General features: G+C 46.1%; 24 protein-coding genes. 16 read left to right on the top strand and 8 right to left on the bottom strand.

The genetic code is table 11. The features are described from left to right. Positions 1 to 4: 4 nt before the first annotated feature. The 3 genes from OCU35_RS18840 to OCU35_RS18830 all read right to left on the bottom strand — a co-directional run bounded on the left by OCU35_RS18840 (position 5) and on the right by OCU35_RS18830 (position 3,704). A complete protein-coding gene (locus OCU35_RS18840) occupies positions 5 to 2,074 on the bottom strand; it encodes a YjbH domain-containing protein (protein WP_261826217.1) in 2,070 nt (689 codons plus the stop codon). Between the two features lie 84 nt (positions 2,075 to 2,158). Continuing rightward, positions 2,159 to 3,073 carry a hypothetical protein gene (locus tag OCU35_RS18835; RefSeq protein ID WP_261826216.1) on the bottom strand — a complete coding sequence of 305 codons (915 nt, stop codon included), beginning with the start codon at positions 3,071 to 3,073 and terminating at the stop codon, positions 2,159 to 2,161. Positions 3,074 to 3,146: 73 nt separating this feature from the next. Continuing rightward, complete coding sequence (locus OCU35_RS18830) at positions 3,147 to 3,704, bottom strand: outer membrane beta-barrel protein (RefSeq protein WP_261826215.1); 558 nt, start codon at positions 3,702 to 3,704, stop codon at positions 3,147 to 3,149. A gap of 315 nt (positions 3,705 to 4,019) precedes the next feature. Here OCU35_RS18830 and OCU35_RS18825 point away from each other — a divergent pair, with 315 nt between their 5' ends. Beyond that, on the top strand, positions 4,020 to 4,919 hold the full coding sequence (locus OCU35_RS18825; RefSeq protein WP_261826214.1) for a DMT family transporter: 900 nt from the start codon (positions 4,020 to 4,022) through the stop codon (positions 4,917 to 4,919). Continuing rightward, a complete protein-coding gene (locus OCU35_RS18820) occupies positions 4,909 to 5,733 on the top strand; it encodes a methylated-DNA--[protein]-cysteine S-methyltransferase (RefSeq protein WP_261826213.1) in 825 nt (274 codons plus the stop codon). The genes OCU35_RS18825 and OCU35_RS18820 overlap by 11 nt, the downstream gene beginning before the upstream one ends. Positions 5,734 to 5,809: 76 nt before the next feature. Here OCU35_RS18820 and OCU35_RS18815 read toward each other — a convergent pair whose 3' ends face one another. The 3 genes from OCU35_RS18815 to OCU35_RS18805 form a co-directional block, all read right to left on the bottom strand. Continuing rightward, positions 5,810 to 7,195 (bottom strand): YjiH family protein, encoded by a 1,386-nt coding sequence (locus OCU35_RS18815; RefSeq protein ID WP_017028029.1) that lies wholly within the window; start codon positions 7,193 to 7,195, stop codon positions 5,810 to 5,812. Positions 7,196 to 7,415: 220 nt separating this feature from the next. After that, a complete protein-coding gene (locus OCU35_RS18810; protein WP_065210406.1) occupies positions 7,416 to 7,814 on the bottom strand; it encodes a GFA family protein in 399 nt (132 codons plus the stop codon). Between the two features lie 1,133 nt (positions 7,815 to 8,947). After that, a complete protein-coding gene (locus OCU35_RS18805; RefSeq protein ID WP_261826212.1) occupies positions 8,948 to 10,549 on the bottom strand; it encodes a mechanosensitive ion channel family protein in 1,602 nt (533 codons plus the stop codon). A 335-nt stretch (positions 10,550 to 10,884) separates the two neighbouring features. Here OCU35_RS18805 and coxB point away from each other — a divergent pair, with 335 nt between their 5' ends. The 4 genes from coxB to OCU35_RS18785 are packed head-to-tail and all read left to right on the top strand — an operon-like array spanning position 10,885 to position 15,219. Then, positions 10,885 to 12,081 (top strand): cytochrome c oxidase subunit II, encoded by a 1,197-nt coding sequence (gene coxB, locus OCU35_RS18800; RefSeq protein ID WP_390209026.1) that lies wholly within the window; start codon positions 10,885 to 10,887, stop codon positions 12,079 to 12,081. Beyond that, a complete protein-coding gene (gene ctaD / locus OCU35_RS18795; RefSeq protein WP_102380708.1) occupies positions 12,081 to 13,709 on the top strand; it encodes a cytochrome c oxidase subunit I in 1,629 nt (542 codons plus the stop codon). Before coxB ends, ctaD begins: the two co-directional genes overlap by 1 nt. A 17-nt stretch (positions 13,710 to 13,726) precedes the next feature. Then, positions 13,727 to 14,347 carry a cytochrome c oxidase assembly protein gene (locus OCU35_RS18790; RefSeq protein WP_261826211.1) on the top strand — a complete coding sequence of 207 codons (621 nt, stop codon included), beginning with the start codon at positions 13,727 to 13,729 and terminating at the stop codon, positions 14,345 to 14,347. Further along, a complete protein-coding gene (locus OCU35_RS18785) occupies positions 14,344 to 15,219 on the top strand; it encodes a cytochrome c oxidase subunit 3 (protein WP_017031796.1) in 876 nt (291 codons plus the stop codon). Before OCU35_RS18790 ends, OCU35_RS18785 begins: the two co-directional genes overlap by 4 nt. A gap of 103 nt (positions 15,220 to 15,322) precedes the next feature. On the opposite strand, the gene OCU35_RS18780 is transcribed toward OCU35_RS18785, so the two are convergent. Beyond that, positions 15,323 to 15,544 carry a DUF2909 domain-containing protein gene (locus OCU35_RS18780; RefSeq protein WP_017031797.1) on the bottom strand — a complete coding sequence of 74 codons (222 nt, stop codon included), beginning with the start codon at positions 15,542 to 15,544 and terminating at the stop codon, positions 15,323 to 15,325. Positions 15,545 to 15,611: 67 nt separating this feature from the next. On the opposite strand from OCU35_RS18780, the gene OCU35_RS18775 reads away from it, so the two are divergent. From OCU35_RS18775 to OCU35_RS18740, 8 genes are all read left to right on the top strand, one after another. Continuing rightward, complete coding sequence (locus tag OCU35_RS18775; protein WP_241901872.1) at positions 15,612 to 16,286, top strand: SURF1 family protein; 675 nt, start codon at positions 15,612 to 15,614, stop codon at positions 16,284 to 16,286. Positions 16,287 to 16,288: 2 nt separating this feature from the next. After that, complete coding sequence (locus tag OCU35_RS18770) at positions 16,289 to 16,849, top strand: hypothetical protein (RefSeq protein ID WP_017028038.1); 561 nt, start codon at positions 16,289 to 16,291, stop codon at positions 16,847 to 16,849. A 24-nt stretch (positions 16,850 to 16,873) separates the two neighbouring features. Next, positions 16,874 to 17,923: a COX15/CtaA family protein gene (locus tag OCU35_RS18765; protein ID WP_261826210.1), complete on the top strand. Its 1,050-nt coding sequence runs from the start codon at positions 16,874 to 16,876 to the stop codon at positions 17,921 to 17,923. After that, the gene (gene cyoE / locus OCU35_RS18760) at positions 17,920 to 18,816 is read left to right on the top strand and encodes a heme o synthase (protein ID WP_017028040.1); all 897 of its coding nucleotides are present in this window, start codon (positions 17,920 to 17,922) and stop codon (positions 18,814 to 18,816) included. Before OCU35_RS18765 ends, cyoE begins: the two co-directional genes overlap by 4 nt. Before the next feature lie 364 nt (positions 18,817 to 19,180). Next, the gene (locus tag OCU35_RS18755) at positions 19,181 to 19,558 is read left to right on the top strand and encodes a VOC family protein (protein ID WP_261826209.1); all 378 of its coding nucleotides are present in this window, start codon (positions 19,181 to 19,183) and stop codon (positions 19,556 to 19,558) included. Positions 19,559 to 19,763: 205 nt separating this feature from the next. Then, the gene (locus OCU35_RS18750) at positions 19,764 to 21,224 is read left to right on the top strand and encodes an alkaline phosphatase (RefSeq protein WP_261826208.1); all 1,461 of its coding nucleotides are present in this window, start codon (positions 19,764 to 19,766) and stop codon (positions 21,222 to 21,224) included. Between the two features lie 319 nt (positions 21,225 to 21,543). Continuing rightward, positions 21,544 to 22,305, top strand: coding sequence for a 2-dehydro-3-deoxy-D-gluconate 5-dehydrogenase KduD (gene kduD, locus OCU35_RS18745; protein WP_017028044.1), 762 nt, complete (start codon positions 21,544 to 21,546; stop codon positions 22,303 to 22,305). Positions 22,306 to 22,447: 142 nt separating this feature from the next. Beyond that, positions 22,448 to 23,083 (top strand): RpiB/LacA/LacB family sugar-phosphate isomerase, encoded by a 636-nt coding sequence (locus tag OCU35_RS18740; protein WP_017031803.1) that lies wholly within the window; start codon positions 22,448 to 22,450, stop codon positions 23,081 to 23,083. An 82-nt stretch (positions 23,084 to 23,165) separates the two neighbouring features. On the opposite strand, the gene OCU35_RS18735 is transcribed toward OCU35_RS18740, so the two are convergent. Further along, positions 23,166 to 24,194, bottom strand: a complete 1,029-nt coding sequence (locus OCU35_RS18735; protein WP_065598637.1) for an NADP-dependent oxidoreductase — start codon at positions 24,192 to 24,194, stop codon at positions 23,166 to 23,168. A 214-nt stretch (positions 24,195 to 24,408) separates the two neighbouring features. Here OCU35_RS18735 and OCU35_RS18730 point away from each other — a divergent pair, with 214 nt between their 5' ends. Together OCU35_RS18730 and OCU35_RS18725 are read left to right on the top strand one after the other, a co-directional pair. After that, a complete protein-coding gene (locus OCU35_RS18730; protein WP_102430726.1) occupies positions 24,409 to 25,611 on the top strand; it encodes an iron-containing alcohol dehydrogenase in 1,203 nt (400 codons plus the stop codon). Beyond that, positions 25,601 to 25,831, top strand: coding sequence for a hypothetical protein (locus OCU35_RS18725; RefSeq protein ID WP_017028048.1), 231 nt, complete (start codon positions 25,601 to 25,603; stop codon positions 25,829 to 25,831). Before OCU35_RS18730 ends, OCU35_RS18725 begins: the two co-directional genes overlap by 11 nt. Positions 25,832 to 25,869: the final 38 nt, after the last annotated feature.

Below are 25,869 nucleotides of genomic sequence, written 5' to 3'. Positions count from 1 at the left end.
CTTGTTACTCGTATACCACTTCATCTAGGTAACGCAGATAAGCGTTTCTTAGGCGGATTGGGTTGTTTTCAAAGTAATTCGGGTTGAGCCTTGCTCTGTTGAAGTACTGTCTGTCGAGGTTGTGGTAATTATTCGCTGTTTTGCCTAGCCCAGTGTTTAGCTGGTTATGGCTCTCGCCAACTCGAGTTTGTACGCTAAAGTTCCACTCACTAACACCGCGCACGGTCAGATAATCTGGTTTCATACCGCGCCAGAAGGTAAGAGGAATCGATACATTCAAGGTGACAAATTGTTCGCTTTCACTGTTTAAATAAGAAGCGTCTAGGCGTGTGTCACCAAGCCAATGGCTAGACGTGGCTTTCACCCCTTGGTCGCCACCCCAAAACTCACCCCCTTGCACCTGCATTTGCCAGTTCCACTGTGCAACGGAGAGTCGATAATGAGCAAGAAGCGGGGTTCGGTCTTCAGTATCAATGCTGTCTTTGGCGGTAAAATAGCCCGCCTCAAAACCTAGGTTATGCATACCGCTAGTGCTGTACCACTGGGTTTCATTTTGCCCGCCATAGTAATCGCTCCTGATTAGACCAGCGCTAAATAGCGTCATGGTGTTAGCAGGTAGACGAAATGCTTGATGCACTAAGGCGCGATCAACTTCGTTTTCCAAAGCATCAGATTCGTAGTACCCATCATCATAATCATCACTGTTGGCGATAGGTAGGATATGACGAACATCAACAGCAGCACCTTTCCATAGCGGAGTATAAAGATTGGTACCAAGTCCGATAGAATAATCAAAGAAGCCGTATTCGGTTGCAACGGCATAATTCATTACAGGCGAAAAGATAAGTTCGCTATAGCCAAAGCCGTCGTTGACGGTTTCATAGCGCCATTGTGTCTGGTCTAATTTTGCAGCTAAGTCCTGATTAGAGAACCGCATCTGCTCACATTCAGCGCCACTTTTCAAAAAGTCACGATAGCAGTTCAGCTCAGTATTGATAGAGAGCATTGGGACTTTATTCTGCAAAAGCACTAGCTCTACTTTTTGGGCCTTGCTTGAGCCACGAGGTAAGTCAGCAAATAAACCTTCACCTGAGTTTGCAGAGATGATACCTAGGGCCACACCTGCGCCATCCATGGTGTTGTGCTGATAGCGTTTGCTTTCTAGTGCAATAACTAAGGTATCTAGGTTCGCACCAACACGGATGTTCACGAACCCTTCTTGCTCTAGTTTACCGATAAGCTGAGTTAGGCTGCTGGCATCACCCTTAGCGAGCTGAGTTTCAACCTGTGTTTGTGAATCAGGCTTAACATCTGAGTATTTGTTACGGGTGAAGGTATCACCAAAGAAGGGCACTGAGGCACTCACGCCCCATAAGGTTTGATCTTGATTTTCATGGCCAGAGTAAAGCTGATATTGAGCGGCCAGTTGTGCCCCGTAAGGCAGCATATCTCGTGGCGTCATTAAGCGCACAGCGGCGTTAAATTCCTGCGCGTCGTACTCACCAGCCAGTTGAACAAAATCAAATGGTTGCCATTCAGCACCAGCAAAAGGTCCGTCTAGTACGCCCAAGCTGAGATCCGACTGACCGTAACCACCACTGAGGCGCAAGTTAAACGACTCTATCTCGGTATCCGCAACCACAAAATACGCGTCGAAGTTACTTGCTGCGCCACCAATATCTTGTGCACCAAAGGCGAGATTAAAGCCAGTAAGGTCTTCTAAATACGGAAGCTGAAATTTAGCGGTAGCAGAGAGATCTCGAATGCCACAGCCAGACTCTGTATATCCATTGCAATCATAAGTTTGTGTAACGATGCGCCCACCCACTTCAAGATGCGGGAATACACCAGCATTGACGTACCAGTTGTCTAATTCGGCGATGCTTCCACGATAGGGCACACCTTGGCTAAACAAGGCACTTCCTCGCCCAGTTTCTATGGTTTGCGCATTGGGTGTAAAGATAAGCCCGCTAAAGCCTTGTTGAGAAGGCAAGATATCAACTTGAGCGAGAGCAGGGTAACTAAATCCAGTTACCAGAGAGAGAGCAAGGGTGCGAGAGGCAGTCGTACGCATAGGAACATCCATATCCTAGGGGGTAGATATTGTCGAGCTGTAAAAATTGACGCCTCTATCAAAGAGGCGTCATTGGGCAGTTGCTTATCCTGCAGTGCCACCAGTACCACCTGTCGGTGGTGGGGTTTCCTCGCCCGGAGGAGGAATTACCGCTGGTGGTTCCTCTGGAAGCTCTTCACCATCTTGAAGAGTGTCATCTGGTAACGGCTCTTCTGGATCAGGGTCTCGCGTTACTACATCGTCAAATGCGGTGTCATCTTTAAGGTCTTCAGACACGTCAATATAGGTTGGCGCACCAGTACTTTCATTCACTGGAAAGTTAGGATCTGCAGCCAATGAAGTGGCAATAGTTTTGGTTACATTTGTTAAATCGTCAGTTGATCTGTCAGGCTGAGCTACTAATGCGTCAGACAACACGATTGTTGATGCTTGAACTTTTGCGGCTACATCGTCGCTCATTGAAGCTAAAGCAGCATCAGGATCGCTTAGAAGTTGGCGTTTTTGAGCATCAGTAAGATCTGCGCCATCAGGCAAAGAGTCTTCAAAAACATCATCGATAATGTCATCGATGATGACATCTTCTCCCGCCGCTTCAAGCTCTTCTATACGCTTGTTGATCAGCGTCGTGTATGGCGTAGCAGCTATAACGGTGTTTGCTTCATACAGCTCAAGTGGAACAATGTACTGAACATCGCTCATATCTTTACTGTTAGTTTCATCAATAGCACCTTGAGTAGGTCCAAAGCTGACCACACACTGATCTGGGTTTTCAGTAAACTCAGGGAAGTTGCCTAGACCAATCTCTAGGAAGCCACCGCCGCCAGTCGTACCCATTAACATGTCGCCATCACCACAATCGTAGAAAGCTTCAATGCCTCGAACACCGCCATCATATGCTTGAACGGTAACATTTTGTGGGGTTACATAATTATCATTGTCACTGCCACATGCCGCTAAAAGGGCACCACTAACAGCTAATGCGATTACTTTATATTTCACAATAATCCTCCTGAGTGAAATAAGTGCTATCCATCCATGCTGGAGAGCAAATTAAATTCAGTTTGTGTTGCGTTTAGCGCCAGTGGTAGGCCGCTGAGATGCCGAAATAGTTGATGTCTGGACCACCAATATCGTTATACCAAGTGTAGTCCAGCGCGCCAGACCAGTTTTTGTCGAATGCTAATTCGAGACCTACACCAAGGTGAGGTGTCCAACCGCTATCATCCTCATATACACCCGAACCATTGGCGCTCCAGTCATACCACTGGGTACCGACTTTTCCGTAGATGGCTAGTCGCTCGACAATATCGTATGAGAGTTTCGCGGAAAGGTTTATGGTTTGAGCATCGTAGCTACCCGAAACATCTTTGAGGTCAGCTTCTCCTAGGTCTTGATAACCCAGTTCAAAGGCAAGCCATGGCAGCGTTTGCATGCCTATAAATACACCCCAAGAAAAATCTGGGTCGTCAACGCGAGTGACGTCAGTTACGCCAGAACCCAAATTCCCCCAGCTGGTTGTACCTAGGTTGATACCACCATAATAATGATGTTGATGACTTTTGGTTTCTTCGGCTATTGACGCCGAGGACACCGCAAGCAGAAGTGAGACAGCTAAGCTGATTTTTTTCATTGGCTGAAATCCCTATCAGTAAAAATCAATTCTTGAATACCGAATAGGCATCAAGACCACACTACAATTTATCTTAACTTATTGTTTAATAGTAAAGTTTCACTAAATTGAACTATTTGTGATGCTTGTGAATGAATTGTAACAATTTGGGAGCAAGATCACATTTGTGGTTTTATTGTAAGCATTTTGTTGCAGAGATAAGCACTGTTCTAGAGGTGATTTCTAGTGAATTGCGCAAGAATCGGGTTGAGTATCGGTGCGTTAACTATCACACTGATTTAACTTTATTGATTAAATGACACTAGGTTCTCTATTTTGACTCTATCGAGCGTGCTACGTCTGATCTGTCTAGCTGCGATCTGGGGAGGTTCATTTCTCTTCATGCGCATTTCCGCTAATGCACTAGGCCCCGCTTATCTTATTGAAGCAAGGGTGCTATTTGCTGCGGTGAGCTTGCTGGTTGTAGCTTGGTATATGAAGAAGAAACTGGATTTCACTGCACACACTAAGCACTTCTTTATTATTGGATTGTTGAATACGGCGTTGCCTTTTTTATTGTTTGCCTATGCAGCACAAACCTTGCCGGCATCTATTCTATCGATATTGAACTCAACTGCCGCCATATGGGGTGCCGCAATCGCGATTGTTTGGTCAAGAAGTCTGCCAACGCTAAGGGTTATCGTGGGTCTAATTTCTGGTGTTATAGGCGTATACATTTTGGTTGGGCTGGATAATGCTCTTCTGCCTGCGAATTCTGGTGTAGCGATGATTGCAGGTGTTATGGCTGCTTGTTGTTATGGTATCGCCAGTAACTATGCCAAAAATGCTCCCAAGATCTCGTCGTTTGATAATGCCCACGGGAGCATGTGGGCAGCGTGTTTGATTGTGCTGCCTCTATTGCCCTTTATGCCAATTAGAGAAATGCCTGACGTACAGATTTCTATTTCAGTGATATTGCTAGGGGTTGTGTGTACGGGACTCGCCTATCTTCTTTACTTTAGGCTTATTGAAGATCTTGGTCCGCCATCAGCACTGTCTGTGACCTTTTTAATTCCTCTCTTTGGCATTCTATGGGGTTATCTATTTCTCGATGAACAAGTGGGATGGAACACCGCGTTAGGGGCTCTGTTTGTCATTGGCGGAACCATGCTAGTAACAGGGTTTTCTATAAAGAAAATGCTCGCATCAAATCGAAAGGTGAAACATGAATACTAGTCAGCAGCGTCACTACGATACTGTCGAAAAAGCGATAGTGTTTATTCGGGAGCATCTGAATCGTCAGCCAAACCTCACCGAAGTAGCAGAGCATGTTCATTTGAGCGAGTACCACTTACAGCGTATTTTCACTGAATGGGCAGGCATTTCTCCAAAGCGTTTTATGCAGTCGCTGACCAAAGAGCGTGCGCTTGAGGTGTTAAAGAGCTCCTCTAACCTTATTGATGCAGCCGACAATGTGGGTTTGTCAGGTACGGGGCGGTTGCATGATCTCATCGTGTCTTGTGAGGCGATGACGCCTGGCGAAGTGAAAAGCTTAGGTGCGCAGTTAATTATTTCTTTTGGTGAAGCATATACACCGTTTGGAACAGCAGTGATTGGTTGGACCAAGCGAGGCGTATGCTTTCTACAGTTTGCAGACAGCAATGCATTTGAGACGCTAGCGATACTGAAGGAGCAATGGCCATTGGCGACATTCAAGCAAGGGGACGCCCAAGGTATCGCGAATAGTATCTTTTCTGGATCGGGTAATAAGGTGCACCTTATCGTTAAAGGCACTAATTTTCAGATTAAGGTGTGGGAAGCGCTGATGAAAAGCCATTCTGGAGAACTGTTCTCTTATTCTCAGATAGCTGAACGCATTGGTTCACCCAAGGCTTCACGTGCCGTAGGCAGTGCTGTAGCGTCCAACACCATTGGCTTTCTAATACCTTGTCATCGCGTTATTCGCGGTGATGGCGATGTCGGGCAATTCCGCTGGGGCAGTGATCGTAAGGTTGCCATTCAAGGGTGGGAAGCGGCCCAACTGGGGTAACTGTCTTTATTATTCCGATATGAAAAAGCCCGAGCATCTTGCGATGCTCGGGCTTTATAACGTTGAGTACCTAGCCTTAGAAGATTAGGTGCGCCACACCTGCGATAACTGGCAGGGTGATCAAGGTTCTTAGAATGAAGATGATGAACAGTTCACCAATATTCACTGGAATCTTACTACCTAGTAGTAGAGCACCCACTTCTGACATGTAGATAAGCTGTGTTACCGACATTGCTGCAATAACGAAGCGCGTTAGTTCGCTATCGATAGACGCCGCTAGGATAGAAGGGATGAACATATCCGCAAAACCAACTACGATGGTTTGTGATGCTGCTACTGCTTCAGGAATAGCCAGAAGCTCAAGATACGGGACAAATGGTTTACCCATAATTGCGAATACAGAGGTGTACTCAGCGATTACCAATGCGATAGTACCTAGGCCCATAACCACAGGTAGTACACCAAAAACCATATCGACTGCGTTTTTAACGCCTTCTTTAGCCACTGCGCCAACTGAAGTAACCTGACCTGCTTTTCGTAGTGCTAAGTCCATACCCCAAGAGAAGGTCGAATGGCCTGCAGGAATTGCGTTCGCATCATGGTGTGGTTTCGAGCCATCAATGAATACGTCTTTCTTGCGGCTCAATGGAGGTAGGCGAGGAATAATCACAGCCGCTACAAAACCCGCTAAGCAGATAGCGCCATAGAAAGGTAGGAATAGATGCTCTAGTTCAACTTGAGCGATAACAACCAAGCTAAAGGTAATAGATACAGCCGAGAATGTCGTACCCACAACAGCGGCTTCACGCTGGGTGTAAAACTTACTTTCGTACTGCTTGCTGGTCATCAAGATACCAACACTACCGTCACCCAACCAAGATGCCATACAGTCGATAGCAGAACGTCCTGGGAGGTTAAATAACGGGCGCATGATCTTGCTTAATAGGGTGCCAAATAGCTCTAGCAGGCCAAAGTTAAGTAGGAAAGGAAGCAGCAAGCCTGCAAAAATGAATACAGAGAACAGCGTTGGCAACAATCCGTCTAGAACCAACCCGCCCGTGTTTTCTTCCCAGATGGCTTCTGGGCCAACCTGAAAGTAGGTTAACGCAACAGCAAGACCACCGATAATACGCACAGTAAGCCAAAGAGGTGATGGCTTGAACAGTCCATTCAAGAAGTCGTTATCTTCGATAAAGCGCGGCGTTTTGATAGCGCACAATAGTGACGCTAGTGCCATACCCGAAATGATCAACGTGATGATGCCAATCAAGCTACCATCTAGCGCACCTTGAAGGGTTTTGGCTAATACAGCAACAGGAATCGTTAGGTTACCGTCATAGCTGATTGGAGCCATGAATAAGAACAACCCGATGATAGAAGGGATGAAGAACATCCAGAAATTGCCTTTTACAGGCTGCTCTGCATCGTTCGGTGCTGATTTGTTTGTTGTGTTAGTTTGCATTTTTAACTCGTGCTTAACGTCTAAATAAGGACACTAGAATTGTTATGTCAGATAGCTCATTTATGAATCTATCAAATTGCGCGCAAGGATAAGCATCTTCGTGTTTGATAGCAATACTATTCATTAAAAATGTCTAATTATTCAGGGTGAGATTCTGAAATATATGATCTCTGCCATGTTTTGTAACGATAAAGTGTGCTTTGTTGGTATTTTGTTGCGGTCACAAGAAATGTTCCATTTGTTGAGAAAACTGCACCCAGTCATGTTTGCGCTCTTCGTAAACGGAAAAGCTGGGTGGTGGAAAGTCTTGTACGTTGAAGACGCCCATAGGGATGATGGCGTACTCTCTTGCTACTGATAATGAAAGCAACATAGTTGTGCCGCATGCAGGGCAAAAGCTGTGATTGACAGAGTTATTGCTGTCGGCAATTCGAGTGAATTGATTGAGGTCTCCATTAATGGTGACTTGTTCTAACAGAAAACGAACTTGCACACCGAAAACACTTCCTGTGCGCTTCTGACAAGAGACACAGTGGCATAAAGCTGAACGGATAGGAGCGCCTTTAGCTATGATCTCAACTTGACCACAGCTACACGATGCCGTACGAACTTTCTGCATTTTTGTTCCCTCCATGACGCTGACAATACTAATCATAGCAATGAAATTTGGCTCAGCTAAGCCAAGAAATCAGGAAAATGTGACAACAAGCAGGCGGCCTTTAAGGGTATAAGGGTGAGATCTTCTACTCTGCTTGTGCGAGATCTCTTACAAAGTCGTAGGAGAATAGGATTATCTCAGCCAGAAAATAACGGCTGACACCACTTAACTTGTTGAATTTATTATGATTGACGTATATTTCAATAATTTTGGTATTGAGTGAAAGTCTCACACCTATTGTTAGTAAGGCCAAAAACAACGAAACTTAAGTTGTCAGCAGGAAGCAGGCATTATGGAATCTTCAGGATGAAGAGCAACGACTAGGATTGTCGTTGAAAAAGGATTAAGGACATTGTACGGATACAGAAGTTACTAGGATGGTAGCTTGCAACGGAAGGCAATGGACACCTCTAGGATAGAGGAAAGGAACAAACATCAGGATGATGTAAAGGACACCGCTCAAGGAACAAGTGAGTGATACCAGTAAGGATATTGGTCAGCCAGGATAAGGCATTGGACACCGCTAGGAAGGCGAGAAAGGATTAAGCTTAGGATAAGCACACTATCATGGATTTAGATGCATGGAGCACTTTTAGTAGCCGGACTGCTGCGAGTAAGACTATAACCCCGATGGGCGCAAGCCCTCGGGGTTTTTCTTTGTCTGGAGTTTGTGTTTTTTGTTTTGAGGCAACTATGACTATAGGTTCATTTCAGTAAACCTTAAATTATGCCTTGAGAGAACAATGTGCACTCTAAGATTCTGGATAAGCTCATTCGAGCTTTCCAGAATGACGCGCTGAAGTAGATATACGTTGCGACGATTAATTGGACGTCATCCCTGAAAATTCCATAGGAATTTATCTGGGATCTTAGAGAGTGCTTAATTGAATAATGTGCACTTTAAGATTCTGGATAAGCTCAGTCGAGCTTTCCAGAATGACGCGTTCAAGTAGATATACGTTGCGACGATTAATTGGACGTCATCCCTGAAAATTCCATAGGAATTTATCTGGGATCTTAGAGAGTACTTAATTGAACAATGTGCAGTCTAAGGTTCTGGATAAGCTCATTTGAGCTTTCCAGAATGACGGGGCTTACGAATTATCAGTCTTAAAAATATGCACATCTCTTTGAGGGAACGGGATAGTAATACCGTTCGCATCAAACTGGCGTTTGACCTCTTCGGTTACGTCCCAGTACACATCCCAGTAGTCGTCGGTTCTTACCCAAGGGCGGACAATTAGGTCAACGGACGATTCGTTTAGCGTGTGTACACGTACATTCATTTCAGGGTTTTTAAGAACTCTATCGTGGTTTTCTAGAACCTTAATAGCAATTTCTTTGGCAAAATCAAAGTCATCAGAATAGGCAATACCAAACACCATATCGACACGACGGACGCGCTCAGAGGTCATATTGTTGATGACGTCACCCCATATTTTGTTGTTTGGAATGACAAGGGTTTGGTTATCTAAAGTACGGATTGTGGTTGATACCAAGCTCATGTGACTCACGTTACCTTGAATCCCTGCGACCTGAACCAAGTCCTTCACATCAAATGGACGGTAGATAAGGATCATGAGCCCTGAAGCAAAGTTAGAAAGAGTGTCTTGCAATGCAAAACCAATGATGACACCGGCAACACCGAAACCGGTAAGTAGTGGGCCAAGGTTAATGCCTACCTGAGACAAGGCGATTAACAAGCCAATAAAGGTAACGGCTTTAGCTACGATGGAGATAAAGAAATCTTGCATCAACACACTAAAATCCATTTTTGAGTGCGATACGCTTTTCTTGACTAGATTGGCGACCAGCTTAGATAAGATGCGAGTGACCCAGAGTATTGCTAAGAATACGAGTAGCTTAACCAGCAATGACGGTGAGTTATCCAACGCCCAGTCTTTAAATGAATCGAGCCATTCACTGAGTAAACCAAATGCCACATTCACGTCCAATACATCAGCATTGATATCACCTGTCATGGCAAACAAGGTTTGCTTATATTCGGTCACATCCAACCCAAAATCTGACATTAAGGTAACGGTATTGTTCATGCTTGAGAGCAAGAAACGTTGTAGCTGTTCAAGGGCAAAAATTTGTTTTTCTAGATCAGGCTTATCCGCCTCAATGGTGTAATTCATACGCTCATCGAGCGCCCTTTTGCGGCTATCTAGATAAATAACGATGTCGTACAGCACCTCGCTACGCTTTTGAAGATCTTGCTTGAACCCTGATTCATCCAATTCAATTCCAAGAGTTTTAGCCCAACCAAAGGTCGTTGCAAGCTCAGTGTAATAGATATCAACACTACTGATCCTTTGCTGAGTTAAAAACTGGTATTCCGCCTTCTCAGCAGCATCTGCATCTCGAGTGTTACTAAATAGGGTTTCCGCTTGTTTATCCGCATGAACAATTAGCGCTTGGAGCATGCTAGCTTGAGCCGGGACAAGAGTCTTTAACTCTTTTGAGTCGGGAGACTGCGCGATTAGGTTTGAAATACTATCCCTAAGTACTGCGTTCTTGCGTCGCAATACGTCTTCAAGAAACAGGGCTTGCTCTCCCTTTGCTGCCTCAATCTTTTCTAACTGAGCAGTAAACTGTTGTTGTTGCTTTAACAAATGGCTGGTATCAGCTGCTATGGCAATACTGGCAAAGATATTGCACAGAAAAACGAGCAGTAGTAATCCTTTACGCATGATGAGATCTCTTTGGAATTGTTATAAAAAATATGAGGTTACAGATGAGCTACCTTAGCTGGGAGTATAGTTAAACTTTGATCTGTTCGCTGAGCAATAACAGCGAATTTCACTGATTTCTTGATTGTTATCCAATCTAAACTAGCATTTATTAACATAAATATAACATGGTTGTATCGTAGGGTTGCACAGACAACCTAACGAGTGTGTGAAGAATCTTTTAGGGTGCGCATACCTGACCTCTGTCGTTCAGATATGCATTGACGTTCAAATGTTCTGATGAGCTGGGTAGATTCCGGCCTCAACATTGGCTCACCAGGAGGGTGATACGCCTAATGCGAGACCATAAAGTAATGCGATCATTCGTGAGAGTAGTCGATTGGCTACGCGCGTGGTTTTTCAGCTTGTGTTTTGGGGTGCTTGTAAGCGCGCCCAGCACAGTCTCGGCTGAAAATACTGAGTCTTCCTTCAATATGACCCAAGGTGTAACAGAGATAAGTGGCAAGGTGTATCACCTGCACATGCTTATTTTCTATATCTGCGTCGCGATAGCGGTCGTGGTATTTGGAGTGATGTTCTACTCCATCATCAAGCATCGTAAATCCAAAGGCGCAGTCGCCGCTAATTTCCATGAAAGTACCAAGGTCGAGATCATCTGGACCGTTATTCCAATCCTTATTCTTATCGGCATGGCCATTCCTGCGACCAAGACGCTTATTGAGATGGAAGACACCAGCGAGTCTGATATCACGGTTAAGATCACCGGTTCACAGTGGAAGTGGCACTACAGTTACTTTGACCATGACGTTGAGTTTTTCAGTTATCTCTCCACCAGTAATGAACAAATTGAGGGTACGGATGAGAAGGGTGAGCACTACCTACTAGAGGTAGACAATGCTTTGGTGCTTCCTATCGGAAAAAAAATCCGTTTCTTAATGACCTCTGATGATGTGATCCACTCTTGGTGGGTGCCAGACTTTGCGGTGAAAAAGGACACTATCCCAGGGTTTATCAACGAGGCGTGGACCAAGATTGATAAACCGGGAATCTATCGCGGGCAATGTGCAGAGCTGTGTGGGCGCAATCATGGCTTTATGCCTATCGTAGTCCAAGCCGTTGAGGCTGCAGAATTTGATGAGTGGATAGCCAATAAAGAACAAGAGCTAGCGGCTGCCAAACTCGAAGAGCAGAAAGCCCTAGAAAAAACCTTGGGCATGGATGAACTGATGGCGCTGGGTAAAGACGTTTACGAAGGTCGCTGTGCGGTCTGTCATCAGAGTAATGGCTTAGGTGTCGCGAATGTGTTCCCTGCAATGAAAGGCAGCGCAGTAGTGCTCGGGGATGTGAATGGTCATATCGATATTATCGTCAACGGTGTGAGTGGAACCGCGATGCAGGCATTTGGCACTCAGCTGACCGCTGAAGAGATCGCGGCTGTGGTCACCTATGAGCGTAATGCATGGGACAACAATACTGGTGATGTAGTGCAAGCTTCCGATGTGAGTACACAAATGAACGCGGAGGGTGAGTGATGAAAGAGTTGGATAAAACCTCTACCTATGAGAGTACTGCTGCCGATGATCTTCATGCGGGTGGCAGTGCCGATCACGATCATCATGGACCTGCAAAAGGATTAGCGCGCTGGATCTACTCAACTAACCACAAAGATATAGGAACACTGTATCTATGGTTTAGTTTGATCATGTTCTTTACCGGCGGCGCAATGGCGATGATTATTCGCGCCGAATTATTCCAACCGGGTTTGCAGCTAGTTGATCCTCAATTCTTCAATCAGATGACCACAGTACATGGCTTAGTGATGGTATTTGGTGCAGTCATGCCTGCCTTTACTGGCCTTGCTAACTGGATGATCCCTATGATGATAGGGGCGCCAGATATGGCTCTTCCACGAATGAACAACCTGAGCTTTTGGATCCTGCCCTTTGCCTTCTTAATCTTATTAAGCTCGCTGTTCATGCCTGGTGGTGGTCCTGATTTTGGTTGGACCTTCTACGCACCTCTTTCTACGACCTACGGGCCTGATAGCACCGCACTGTTTGTGTTCTCGGTTCACATTATGGGTATCAGCTCCATCATGGGGGCGATTAACGTCATCGTGACTATCTTCAATATGCGCGCCCCTGGCATGACACTGATGAAGATGCCTTTGTTTGTGTGGACTTGGTTAATCACCGCATTCTTATTGATAGCGGTAATGCCGGTGCTAGCCGGTGCAGTGACCATGGTTCTCACTGATAAATACTTTGGCACTAGCTTTTTTGATGCAGCCGGTGGTGGCGACCCTGTGATGTTCCAGCATATCTTCTGGTTCTTCGGACACCCTGAGGTGTACATCATGATCTTGCCATCCTTCGGTATTGTTTCAGCAATCGTACCGGCATTTAGTGGCAAGAAGTTGTTTGGCTACCATTCAATGGTATATGCAACCTGTTCGATCGCACTTCTGTCATTCTTAGTGTGGGCTCACCACATGTTTACCACAGGGATGCCGGTTTTTGCCGAAATATTCTTTATGTATTGCACCATGCTGATAGCGGTACCCACAGGGGTGAAGGTATTTAACTGGGTGGCCACCATGTGGCGAGGGGCGCTCACCTTTGAGACGCCAATGTTATTTGCCATCGCCTTTATCGTGCTGTTTACCATCGGCGGTTTCTCTGGACTGATGCTGGCAATAGTCCCGGCTGATTTTCAATACCATGACACCTATTTCGTGGTGGCACACTTCCACTATGTATTAGTGTCGGGAGCGGTATTCTCCATTATGGCGGCAGCCTACTACTGGCTACCCAAATGGACGGGCAATATGTACAACCAGAAATTGAGCTTACTCCATTTCTGGACATCGATTGTCTCGGTGAACGTGTTGTTCTTCCCTATGCACTTCTTGGGGTTGGCAGGTATGCCACGCAGGATCCCTGATTACGCTATCCAATTTGCAGATGTGAATCAGATCGTTTCCATTGGCGGTTTTGCATTTGGGCTTTCCCAGTTGATCTTCTTGTGGGTGGTCATCAAGTGCATCCGAGGTGGAGAAAAAGCTCCGGCCAAGCCCTGGGAAAGGGCTGAAGGTCTTGAATGGACCGTGCCAAGCCCTGCACCGCATCATACCTTCTCAACGCCCCCTAAAGTGGATTAAGAATTATGAGCAAGGGAATGTCGAATAAGAAACTCACACTGGTACTGTGTGGAGCCACCGTCGCTATGTTTGGCTTTGGCTTTGCTCTTGTACCTTTGTACGACATTCTTTGCGAGCAGCTGGGTATTAACGGCAAAACCTCTACCGTAGCAGTGCAAGAGCCAGAGTCTATGCAAGTGGACGAGTCGCGAACCATAAAGGTCGAGTTTGTCTCACACATTCCTCCGGGCTTACCTATCACGTTTGAACCTCAATCTAAGGTGATGAAGGTTCATCCTGGACAGATAATTCGCACAGCCTATATAGCAACGAACGAATCAAAAAACGCGCTAGTAGCTCAGGCTGTACCTTCCGTGTCTCCAGGGTTGGGGGCAACACACTTTAATAAAATTGAATGCTTCTGTTTTAATCAGCAACCGCTCAATGCCAAGCAAGAGGCGGAGCTGCCGTTGATTTTTTATGTAGAGCATGACTTACCAGATTCTATCCATACGCTAACCCTGTCTTATACGCTGTATGACATCAGTGACAGCGTTGACGATGGTGACCAGAAACTCGCTTCCTTGGCTGTGCCAGAAAAATTGGCTGTATCGGAGCAATTGGCGCAGACACATGACACGCAAGGAGATGCGTTATGAGTGACAAGCACGAAACTTATTACGTTCCAGCCCAAAGCCAGTGGCCTTTAGTGGCTGCTTTCGCATTGTTTTTTGTTGCCGTTGGAGCAGGACTGACCGTTCAAACCATGAATGATGGTGGTTTATTAGGCCCTTGGTTATTAGCCATTGGCTTTGTTGGTTTGCTGGTGGTGTTGGCCGGTTGGTTCACCAATGTGGTTCAAGAGTCATTGTCTGGCTATTACAGCGCACAAATAGCCCGCTCTTTTAGACAAGGTATGAGTTGGTTCATCTTTTCTGAGGTGATGTTCTTTGGGGCTTTCTTTGGCGCGCTCTTCTATGCACGAATGTTCTCTGTGCCTTGGCTAGGAGGGGCAGACAACAACGTAATGACCAACGAAGTGCTGTGGCCGACCTTTGAGGCCATGTGGCCGCTGACCTTGACTCCTGGTGGCGATACAACGCAAGCCATGGGCTGGCAAGGTCTTCCGCTAAAGAACACGGTTATCTTATTGCTCTCTTCTGTGACGCTGCATATGGCGCACGTTAGCCTTGAGCAGAACAAGCGCATGGCGTTAGTGGTGTGGCTGGAGTTAACCATAGTATTGGCTGGATTCTTCTTATTCTTCCAAGCCGAAGAGTATATCCACGCCTATCAAGATATGGGACTCACCCTACAATCAGGCATCTATGGCAATACCTTCTTCTTGCTAACCGGTTTCCACGGGATGCATGTATTCATAGGCACGGTATTTTTGATCGTGCTGCTGTTTAGAATCAGCAAAGACCACTTTACCCCTAAAGACCATTTTGGCTTTCAAGCAGGAAGCTGGTACTGGCATTTCGTCGATGTGGTATGGCTATGCCTATTCATTTTTGTGTATGTGATCTAGGTTGAATTAACCTCGATATGCGCCATGACAAAACGTCATCCTCGAGCGCTCCTATCGAGGATCTACTTTGCCACAAGGGCAGACTTAAATTTTGGGAAAAACCCTAATAAGGCCGCTGATTAGGCACAACCCACCCCAGCTTCAACGCTAGGATCAAAAACAGGATAACAACAGCAGATAACGCAACACGGCGGCCAAGATAACGGCTCATAGGTACCTTAGAATCAGGCTCTTCTCGCACCATGTGTACCATCGCAAGAGCAAGATTGAAGACAATAAATAGCAGTAACAGGATGATTATTAATTTGAACAGCAGTGGTGACATCAGGTCTCCTAGGTCTTCAAAAAAAGCGCTTTGGATAGTAGCGACTGTCTTAACTGTGGTTCTGTTTTTGGTTCTGGTCAAATTGGGCTTCTGGCAATTGTCTCGTGGAGAAGAAAAGTTACTCCTTGAGCAACAGCTGCAAGATAGGGAGCAGATGACACCTATGGTGATTGAGCAGTTAGCAGAGATAGACAGTGAATTCACCCTTACTGGTTTCCCTTTGCAGGTAGATGTAGAACCCGAAACTATCCCTCTTATTTACATTGATAACGTGACGGTTGAGGGAAGGGTTGGGTATACCGTTTTGCAACCCATGGCGGTCTATTTTCAGGGTGAAAAGAAAATATTGCTGGTTGAGTTAGGTTTTGCTGTGGCGCCTGCTACTCGAGATCGATTACCAAGGGTCAATAGTATTGAAACCGCGCAGAATGTAGTCGGGCGGGTGTATCAGCGAAGCCTCAATCCATTGAGCAGTGATGTGATGCAAGAACAAATGCTAGGGGGCATTCGTATTCAAAACCTTAATCTAAACCAGTTATCTAAGGTGTTAGATACTCCCTTGTTTGATTTTGTTCTTCAGCCGTACGCCTTGCCCAATAGTGATCTGCCGAAGATTTGGTCACCCTACCCAATGACCTCACAGAAGCATTTTGGGTATGCATTTCAATGGTTTGGTATGGCCACGGTTTATGCCCTGCTCGTTGTCCTGTTTGTAGTAAGAAAGAGAAAAGTGAAGGAATGACTATGCAAAGCCAAGCGATTTATCCTCAGCAAAAACAGGGACGGCTTAAGCTACTGGCTTTGATCCTGATATTTGCTTTACCTGTGGTTGCCGCTCACTTGATATTGAATCAAGGGTGGTATCAGTCAGGGGTCACGAATAAAGGCGTGCTTATTGAACCTAGGTTCACTTTTGAATCCGCGGGCCTTGTGAGCCCAGTTTCTGATACTTGGCAATTGGCCTTTATTGTTCCGGACAAGTGCGATCAAGTGTGTGAGCAAAGATGGCACTTATTGAACCAGAGTTATATTGCTCTTGGGGCGTACAGCGAGCGAGTGGTAGTTACTTTGTATGTGTCAGAAACTGCGGATACATCTTGGCTTGCGAAAAATCAATCCAACTATCCGATTTTGCAGTTGAATGCACATCCCGTCCCCGTTGAGTCTCAAGATTATTTGCTCGTCGACCCACTAGGACAGTGGGTAATGCGTTATCCGCAAGCTGAAGCGAATACGCTGGTGGCACAAAATAAGGGGCTGATCGCCGACGTACGAAAAATCCTTAAGCTTTCACGAGTCGGATAGCAACTAAATATGCGAGGAAACGATATGCAAGGACGCATTTCAATACAAAGACTGACCTGGCTAGCCTTGGCCATGACTTTTGTTGTGATTGCACTAGGCGCTTACACTCGACTGGCCGATGCAGGGCTTGGCTGCCCTGACTGGCCAGGGTGTTATGGGAAAATAGCAGTGCCAATGCAAGCCGAAGAGATCGCTAAGGCAGAGCAACTGTTTCCTGAGCGAGCCGTGGAAACCCATAAAGCTTGGCTAGAAATGATACATCGCTATTTTGCGGGCACGTTAGGCCTAGTGGTCTTTGCCCTCTCTTTTCTTCTTTGGAAAAGCTCTGTCACTGGCAAAGCCTTCCCTATCGTTTTAAGCACAGTGATTATCGCCCAAGCCGCTCTTGGCATGTGGACGGTGACGCTTAAGCTTATGCCTGTGATTGTGATGTTGCATTTGCTCGGCGGGTTTACGCTGTTTAGCTTGCTTGCCTTGCTTATGTGCCGGTTAAGAAACGCTCCGCAACCTTTGATAAATTTGCCTCATTCATCATTGTCCACGCTACGTGGGTTTACCGTGTTTGCGACGGTGGTATTGCTTGTTCAGATCATGCTTGGAGGGTGGACATCATCTAACTATGCCGCCCTGATGTGTACCTCTTTACCTATATGTCAGGGCGAGTGGCTGAGTCATCTCGACTTTGGTAACGCCTTTAACTTTAACCAAACCGGTTTTGATAACTACGAGTTCGGGGTGCTGGATTATGGGGCGAGAATGACGATACATGTGACACATAGGGTAGGGGCGCTGATCACGACCTCTGCCTTGCTATCATTGATGGTATTACTGTGGCGCAGCTCGCTACCCTCAGCAAGAATCTACGTAAGAGCCATTGGCTTTGGCCTTGCTGTTCAGGTTTGGCTGGGTATTGCCAACGTTATCTTTCATCTTCCGCTTATCAACGCGGTAATGCATAACCTAGGGGCCGCCCTGCTGTTGGTCACCCTAGTCGCAACTAATCACTTCGTATGGGCGAGAATAGCTGCCTCAAATTCGTTGGCTCATGATTCTGAAAGGGAGTATTCAGTATGAGTAATCTTGCAGGTTCGCAGACACTAGTTAGAACCAGAAGCACCCTTCAAAGCTACTATCAATTGACCAAACCTAAGGTAGTCGCCTTAATGCTACTTACCGCCGTAGTGGGTATGTGTCTTGCGATGCCCGGTGCGTTGCCATTGCAACAATCTCTGTTTGGCTTGCTAGGTATTGGTTTGATGGCCGGCTCTGCGGCAGCGTTTAACCATCTTATTGATCAGCGTATCGATGCCATCATGGCGCGCACTTATAAGCGTCCGCTACCGTCTGGAGACTTATCCTCTGCCAAGGTGTTCCTGTTTGCTGCTTCTATTGGTGTGGTTGGTTTTGTAGTCTTGGTTGCTTGGGTGAATACGTTAACCGCAGTGCTTACCTTTGCGAGCTTGTTAGGTTATGCGGTGATCTACACCATGTACCTCAAGCGTGCTACACCGCAGAATATAGTGATTGCCGGCATTGCAGGTGCTATGCCGCCCCTTCTTGGATGGGTAGCGGTGACGGGTGAATTGCATGCCAATGCATGGCTACTGGTGATGATTATCTTCATCTGGACACCACCCCACTTCTGGGCACTGGCTATCCATCGTAAAGATGACTACGCCAAAGCCGATATCCCAATGTTGCCGGTTACACATGGTGTGGAATACACCAAAACCAGCATCTTGCTATATACCATCTTGTTAGCTCTAGTGTGTGCTATGCCGGTTCTGGTGGGCATGAGCGGTCAAATCTACCTTGCTAGCTCAACCATTCTGAGTGCCGGCTTTATCTACCACGCTTGGAAACTGAAATACAAAGCTGATAGCAAACAGGCTATGGAGACGTTTAAGTTCTCTATCTATCATTTGATGCTGCTGTTTGTGGCTTTGCTGGTGGATCATTATTTTTAGGAGTGGTGAGGAGAGGTGCTGGGCTCTGGGTTCTATGGTCCTAGGTTCTATGGCTTGTATAGGGCGTCATCCTGAACTTGAGTCAGTATCTTAGAAAGTGCCCAAGGTTGGCTTTCGCACAATCCAAGATACTGGATAAACACTGCGTGTTTTCCAGTATGACGGCGATTGGTGGAGCGGCCAGTGCAAAAACAGCTCTCCATGCTCAAAGACGAGTCATCCCCGAGTGCTCTTATCGGGGATCTCTTCACCCACTAAAGCTAAAAGACTCTCCACTTCTCCACCTAGAAAAATAAGGCTCTTATGTAGACAATAGTTACTCATTACTGCACATTGAAGACTCACCAAACAGAAAGGGAAGTGTATGTTCAGTCACGTAATGATCGGTACCAATGATATGCAAGCATCAAAGCAATTTTATGATGCGCTACTCGCGACCTTAGGGTACCCGACAGGAAAAATCGATGAGAAAGGGCGCTGTTTTTATTTTTCGGACAGTGGAGTTTTCTGTCTCACAAATCCTATTAACGGTGAACCCGCTACCCACGGCAATGGCATGACCATTGGCTTTAAAGCTGCTGATGCAGAACTAGTCGATACGTGGCATCAAGTTGGTCTGGCCAATGGTGGCTCTGAATGTGAAGAGCCACCGGGAATTCGCGGTAATTCAGAGACCAAGCTTTATATGGCGTACTTGCGCGACCCTGCAGGCAATAAAATCTGCGCCACGCACTTTATGTGATTCGCTCCAATCGCTCTTTTTACTAAGACGCCTCATCAAGTTTCTTGATGAGGCGTTTTGTTATCTTTAGTTAATCAAAGATTCAAAAATGCTTAATATTTAAGCGCACCATTGTCATCTGCACTGTGTAATTTATCTGTATCTCAACGAGATAGCAGTCGTAAATCAATCCTAATAACAGTCTCAAAAACATGGAGAAATGAGAATGAAACGCAGTGGATTAGTTTTATCAGTGATCGCAGGGTGTGTATCTTTATCAGCCTATGCTCAGTTGCCACAACAATCAGATCAGTGGTTTAAAGAAGGGCAGGTTGCCTTAGAGCAAGCAAAGAAGATTAAGCCAATCAATGGTCCTGCAAAGAATGTGATTCTATTTGTGGGTGATGGAATGAGTGTCGGCACTATCACTGCGGCGCGTATCTACGCAGGTCAGCAGAAAGGCTTAGATGGTGAAGAGTTTAAGCTGAGCATGGAGTCTTTACCTCATGCCGCACTGGCGAAAACCTACAACACTGACATGCAAACACCGGACTCTGCTGGCACAGCAACCGCGATGGTTTCTGGAGTGAAAACCAGTTCAGGCGTGCTAGGTGTGAACGAAAATGTTAAGCGTGGCTTCTGTAACGATGTTGCAGAAAACAAGGTAAAGAGTGCCTTTCAATCGGCAGCGGATAATGGGCTGTCTGTTGGCTTAGTAACGACGACTCGTATTACCCACGCCACTCCGGCGGCCGCTTATGCCCATAGCCCTGATCGAGATTGGGAAAACGATTCAGCTATCTCAAACTACAACAAGTCTAATGGCTGTACTGACATCGCTCATCAATTGGTGAACTTTGAACATGGTGATGGCGTGCAAGTTGTGTTTGCTGGCGGTCGCAGAGAATTCTTACCTGCTGACGCGCAAGATGAGCAAGGCTTCTCGGGTCGACGTAGTGATGGCAAAAACCTAATTGAAGAGTGGCAACAGCGCTATCCCAATGCGAGCTATGTATTCGATAAAGATGGGTTTGAAAAATTAGATGATAAGTCTCGCGTGATGGGGCTGTTCAATAGCTCTCACATGGAATACGAGCTAGATCGCGTTGAAGAGAATAAAGAGCCTTCAATTGCAGAGATGACTGAAAAAGCACTCAATATTCTTGAGAACAATAAAAAGGGTTATGTGCTTATGGTTGAAGGTGGTCGTATTGACCATGCGCACCATGCTGGTAACGCAAAGCGAGCGTTAGAAGATACTCTGGCCTTCGATAAAGCAATTCAAATTGCATTAGAGAAGACTAATCCTAAAGATACCTTGGTGATTGTAACAGCGGACCATGCACACAGCTTTGTCGCTAATGGCTATGCTGAGCGCGGAAATGACATCTTGGGTCTATCGATGAGCGGCGGTCAGCCAAATAAAGATGCATCAGGCAAGGCTTACACTACGCTAATCTACGGTAACGGCCCTGGTGGTATTGTTGGTGATCGTCCAGACGTTACCGCAGAAGAAGCTGCAGACCCTGACTACATGCAACAAGCATTGATTAAATTGGGTTCAGAAACACACTCTGGTGAAGATGTTGCTATTTTTGCTCGTGGCCCACAAGCATGGCTGTTCCAAGGTGTGGTTGAACAAAACTATATCTATCATGTAATTGCAGATGCTCTGAAGTTTAAGTAATCTATTCAAAAGGGGGGTTACTTAGGTAGCCCCTTTCTTCTTCTCTCACTCTTTTCAATGCCCACGTAACTCCCCTTATCTATACTTGAAACACTCTAATCTTTAGTGATCAACGAGCTAGCAAGCCCTGTTGTGCGCAGTTTGGGAATCGTTCGGGAACCGTTCGGGAACCGTTCGAGAACGTCAAAACAAGACACTCGTCATAATTAATTAAAATTATGTTTTAATTTTATTTGAAATGCAGTTTCAAAAATTGTTATAGTACTCTGCATCAGAGAGATGATCGCTTTTGAAACCCTATACCTTTTGAGGAACCTACATGATTCTTGATTCTTTTAGCCTACAAGGCAAGGTTGCCATCGTTACCGGTTGCAACACGGGTCTTGGTCAAGGAATGGCTGTTGGTCTTGCGAGTGCAGGCTGTGACATTGTTGGTGTGAACCAATCAGAACCTGCGGAAACAAAGCAAAAGATTGAAGAGTTGGGTCGCAAGTTTATCGATGTTCGCGCCGATCTTTCTAAAACAGATGATATTCCTAACATTGTTGATCGCGCAGTGACTGAACTTGGTCGTATTGACGTTTTGGTTAACAACGCAGGCATTATTCGCCGCAACGACGCTATCGACTTCTCAGAGCAAGACTGGGATGACGTGATGAACGTCAACGTAAAATCAGTATTCTTCCTTTCTCAAGCCGTTGCTAAGCAAATGATCGCTCAAGGGGAAGGCGGCAAGATCATCAATATTGCTTCTATGCTTTCATTCCAGGGGGGCATCCGCGTGCCTTCTTACACTGCGTCGAAGAGTGGTGTAATGGGTGTAACACGCTTAATGGCCAACGAGTGGGCGAGCCACAATATCAATGTGAACGCGATTGCTCCGGGGTACATGGCAACCAATAACACAGACGCATTGCGCGCTGACGAAAAGCGCAACAAAGAAATTGTTGACCGCATTCCTGCGGGCCGTTGGGGCAAACCGGAAGACCTGGCAGGGCCTTGCGTATTCTTGGCTTCAGCCGCATCAGATTATGTTAACGGATACACCATTGCCGTCGATGGCGGTTGGTTATCTCGCTAACGAGAACACAGGACAAATTCGGGCCACGCTATAGTTCAAAGATAAATAGCCGTGTGTCGAGAGGATGTGCTTATTACAGCGCGTCTTCAGCCCAAGACTTATAATTAGATTAATTTATTGCAGTCTACTGCAGGAGTATTCAATGAAAATCGCACTTATGATGGAAAACAGCCAAGCACCTAAAAATGCAATGGTTGCTACAGAGCTTAACAATGTTGCTGGCGGTCTTGGCCATGACGTATTCAACGTTGGTATGACTGACGAGAACGATCATCACCTAACGTACATCCACCTTGGCATCATGGCTAGCATCCTTCTTAACTCTAAGGCTGTAGACTTCGTTGTAACGGGTTGTGGTACAGGTCAAGGCGCATTGATGGCAAGCAACCTACACCCAGGTGTGGTTTGTGGTTACTGCCTAGAACCATCTGATGCATTCCTATTCAACCAAATCAACAACGGCAATGCGATTTCTCTAGCATTCGCTAAAGGCTTTGGTTGGGCTGGTGAACTGAACGTTCGCTACATCTTCGAAAAAGCATTTACGGGTGCTCGCGGTGAAGGTTACCCAATTGAGCGTGCTGCACCTCAACAAGCAAACGCCGCTATCCTAAGCGAAGTGAAATCTGCAGTATGTAAAGACGTTGTATCTTCTTTACGTGCAATCGATCAAGAACTAGTGAAGCAAGCAGTAGGCAGCGCACATTTCCAAGAGTGCTTCTTCTCTAACTGCCAAGATTCAGAGATTGCAGAGTACGTTCGCTCTCTAATCGACTAATTCTTCGAGTTATTAAAAATTAAGGCCAGCTGTTTTCTTCAGCTGGCCTTTGTTGTTTCTGGGTAGAATATAGAAAGAGCGGTTAAATTGGCTGGTTGGTTTGCACTACTAATTTGCCGAAGTTCTTGCCTTCAAGTAGACCAATAAAAGACTCAGGTGCGTTCTCAAACCCTTCAACAAGATGCTCTTTGTAGGTGATTTTTCCCTCACTGAGCCAGGTCATCATTTGCTGTGCAAATTCAGGGTAGCGGTGACCGTAATCATCAAAGATGATGAAGCCTTGCATCTTGATGCGTTTCACTAGCAGTTGCCCCATCAGCATCGACATTCTGTCTGGGCCTTCTGGGAGTGACGTTGCATTGTATTGGGAAATCAGGCCGCATAAAGGAATGCGTGCTGAAGTATTTAACAGGGGCATTACCGCATCAAATACCTTGCCGCCAACGTTTTCAAAGTAGACATCGATACCGTCGCTACAGGCATTGGTTAATTGCTCAGCAAGGTCATCAGCTTTGTGATCAATACAGGCATCAAATCCAAGAGTATCCACAGCGAAGCGGCACTTTTCTTCGCCGCCAGCGATCCCGACAACTCGGCAACCCTTGATCTTGGCAATCTGGCCAACCATAGAGCCGACCGCGCCTGTTGCTGCTGCGACTACCACGGTTTCACCGGCTTTAGGCTGACCAATATCCAGTAGTCCCATATAAGCCGTAAAGCCAGGCATTCCCATCACGCCAAGGGCATAAGAAGGGTGTTCTGGATTCATACCAAGCTTGATCAAGCCTTCACCATTAGAGACCCCATAATCTTGCCATCCGGTATAAGCGAGTACCCACTCACCCACAGCAAAATCACTGTTTTTCGATTCCGTGACCTGACAAACGGTGCCGCCCACCATCACCTCACCAATTGCGACAGGATCTGCATATGATTTTGCGTCACTCATTCTGCCACGCATATAAGGGTCGAGAGATAGATAGACGCTGCGAAGCAGTACTTCACCCTCTTTGATAATGGGCAAGTCAGCAGTATTTAATCGAAAGTTACCTGAAGTGGGAGCGCCGACAGGGCGGGAGGCCAAAACAAGTTGGCGGTTGATGGTGGTCATGAGTTCAATTCCCTTCTAGTGATATAGGTTCATTATCTAGTCTGACCAGTCTACGCCATTTCATGGCAGTGCGGGCGAACCGTCTCAATAAAGTTTATTTATCGAAGCTAGATAACAAGTTAAGCCTGTTTCTGTTGAGCCCTATTATCGTTAACTTAGTATGGAGTGAGATGCATTCGGATGCAGTGCTGCACTGAGCGACCAAGGATAGGGCATGTTTCATAAGATTTTAGTTGGAGTAAAAAAGCCGTTTTTGAAGATGCTACCTATCCCAGAGCCAAAATTGGTTTCAGGAGCAGGTAGTGTCAGTCAAATTACTGAGCTTTGCAGGGAATTAGGCATTACTCATCCATTAATCGTTACAGACAAGGTGCTGGTTGAACTACGGATTATCGAGCCAGTGCTCAGCACTCTTCAGCAAGCGGGCTTACCCTTTACCTTGTTTGACGAGGTTGCGCCTGATCCAGGCTTTGATGAGGTGAGAAACGGAGTACGTCTGTTTATCGATAACCGATGTGACGGGATTATAGCGGTGGGCGGTGGTTCGCCGATGGACTGCGCTAAAGCCATTTCGGCGAGTGCCAAAACAAACAAGGATGTGAGTAAGTTGCTTGGCCTTATGAGGGTGCATAGACCCGTTTACCCTGTCATTGCCGTACCGACGACTTCTGGAACAGGATCAGAAGGTACGGTGGCTGCGGTAATTAGTGATCACCAAGCTCGAAAGAAACGGGCGATTACCGACCCTTTTATTGTGCCCAAGGTCGCCCTATTAGACCCGAACTTAATGGTAGGTTTACCTCCTAAAATTACAGCAGAAACCGGAGCGGATGCGCTTACCCACGCTGTAGAGTCGTATATCAGTGGCTATGCGAACGAATATTCGCAGCAGCTTTCTATTTCAGCAATTCAACGAATCTTCAGATGGTTGCCGGTAGCAATGCAGGACGGTAGCAATCTCGATGCTCGACAGGAAATGGCGCAGGCCAGTTATGAGGCGGGTCTTGCATTTACCCGAACCTACATTGGTTATGTGCATGCCATCGCTCATCAACTCGGCGCCTTCTATCACGTTCCTCATGGTCGTGCGAACGCAATTGTATTGCCTTCGGTACTAAGGTTTATTGCCACAGCAGACCCTAAATCAATAGCGTCATTGGCTAAGGCTGCAGGCTATACCTCGGGAGATACTGATAAGACAAACGCGGTGGCGTTTATAGAGAAAGTCGAAGAGTTACTGACGCAATTAGGTATTCCTGATTGTGTTGCTGAGCTGAAAATTGCCGATATCTCGCTAATAGCGAAACAGGCGATTGATGAGGCGTTTGGCGATTATCCCGTGCCTGTCGAAATGAGTGAAGAGCAGTGTCAGAACATTTTGAAAGGGCTAGTAAAGAGAATGACGAATGACCAGTAAGAGCCACAAGAGTCAGATCAGAATCATTATCGCAATGCTAGTTGTGGCCTTTCTGTCCATTTTTGGTCACGTCATTCTTACCCCAGTATTGGCAAAAATGGGGTGGGTTGAATATGTTGCTGCTGCCATCCCATTTACCATGATGGGACTTTGCGTGTGGGCAGTGCGTGATGCGGCAAAGGCATTGGATGCTGAGAATGAAGACAGCGACCCTTCTTGAGTCTATAGTCACGATTGTTATTACTTTAATTGAAAGCT

The sequence above is a fragment of the Vibrio breoganii genome (genome assembly GCF_024346795.1).
Classification (GTDB): domain Bacteria; phylum Pseudomonadota; class Gammaproteobacteria; order Enterobacterales; family Vibrionaceae; genus Vibrio; species Vibrio breoganii.
The sequence above is the reverse complement of the archived record's forward strand: the minus strand, read 5'-3'. Positions and strand labels throughout refer to the sequence as shown.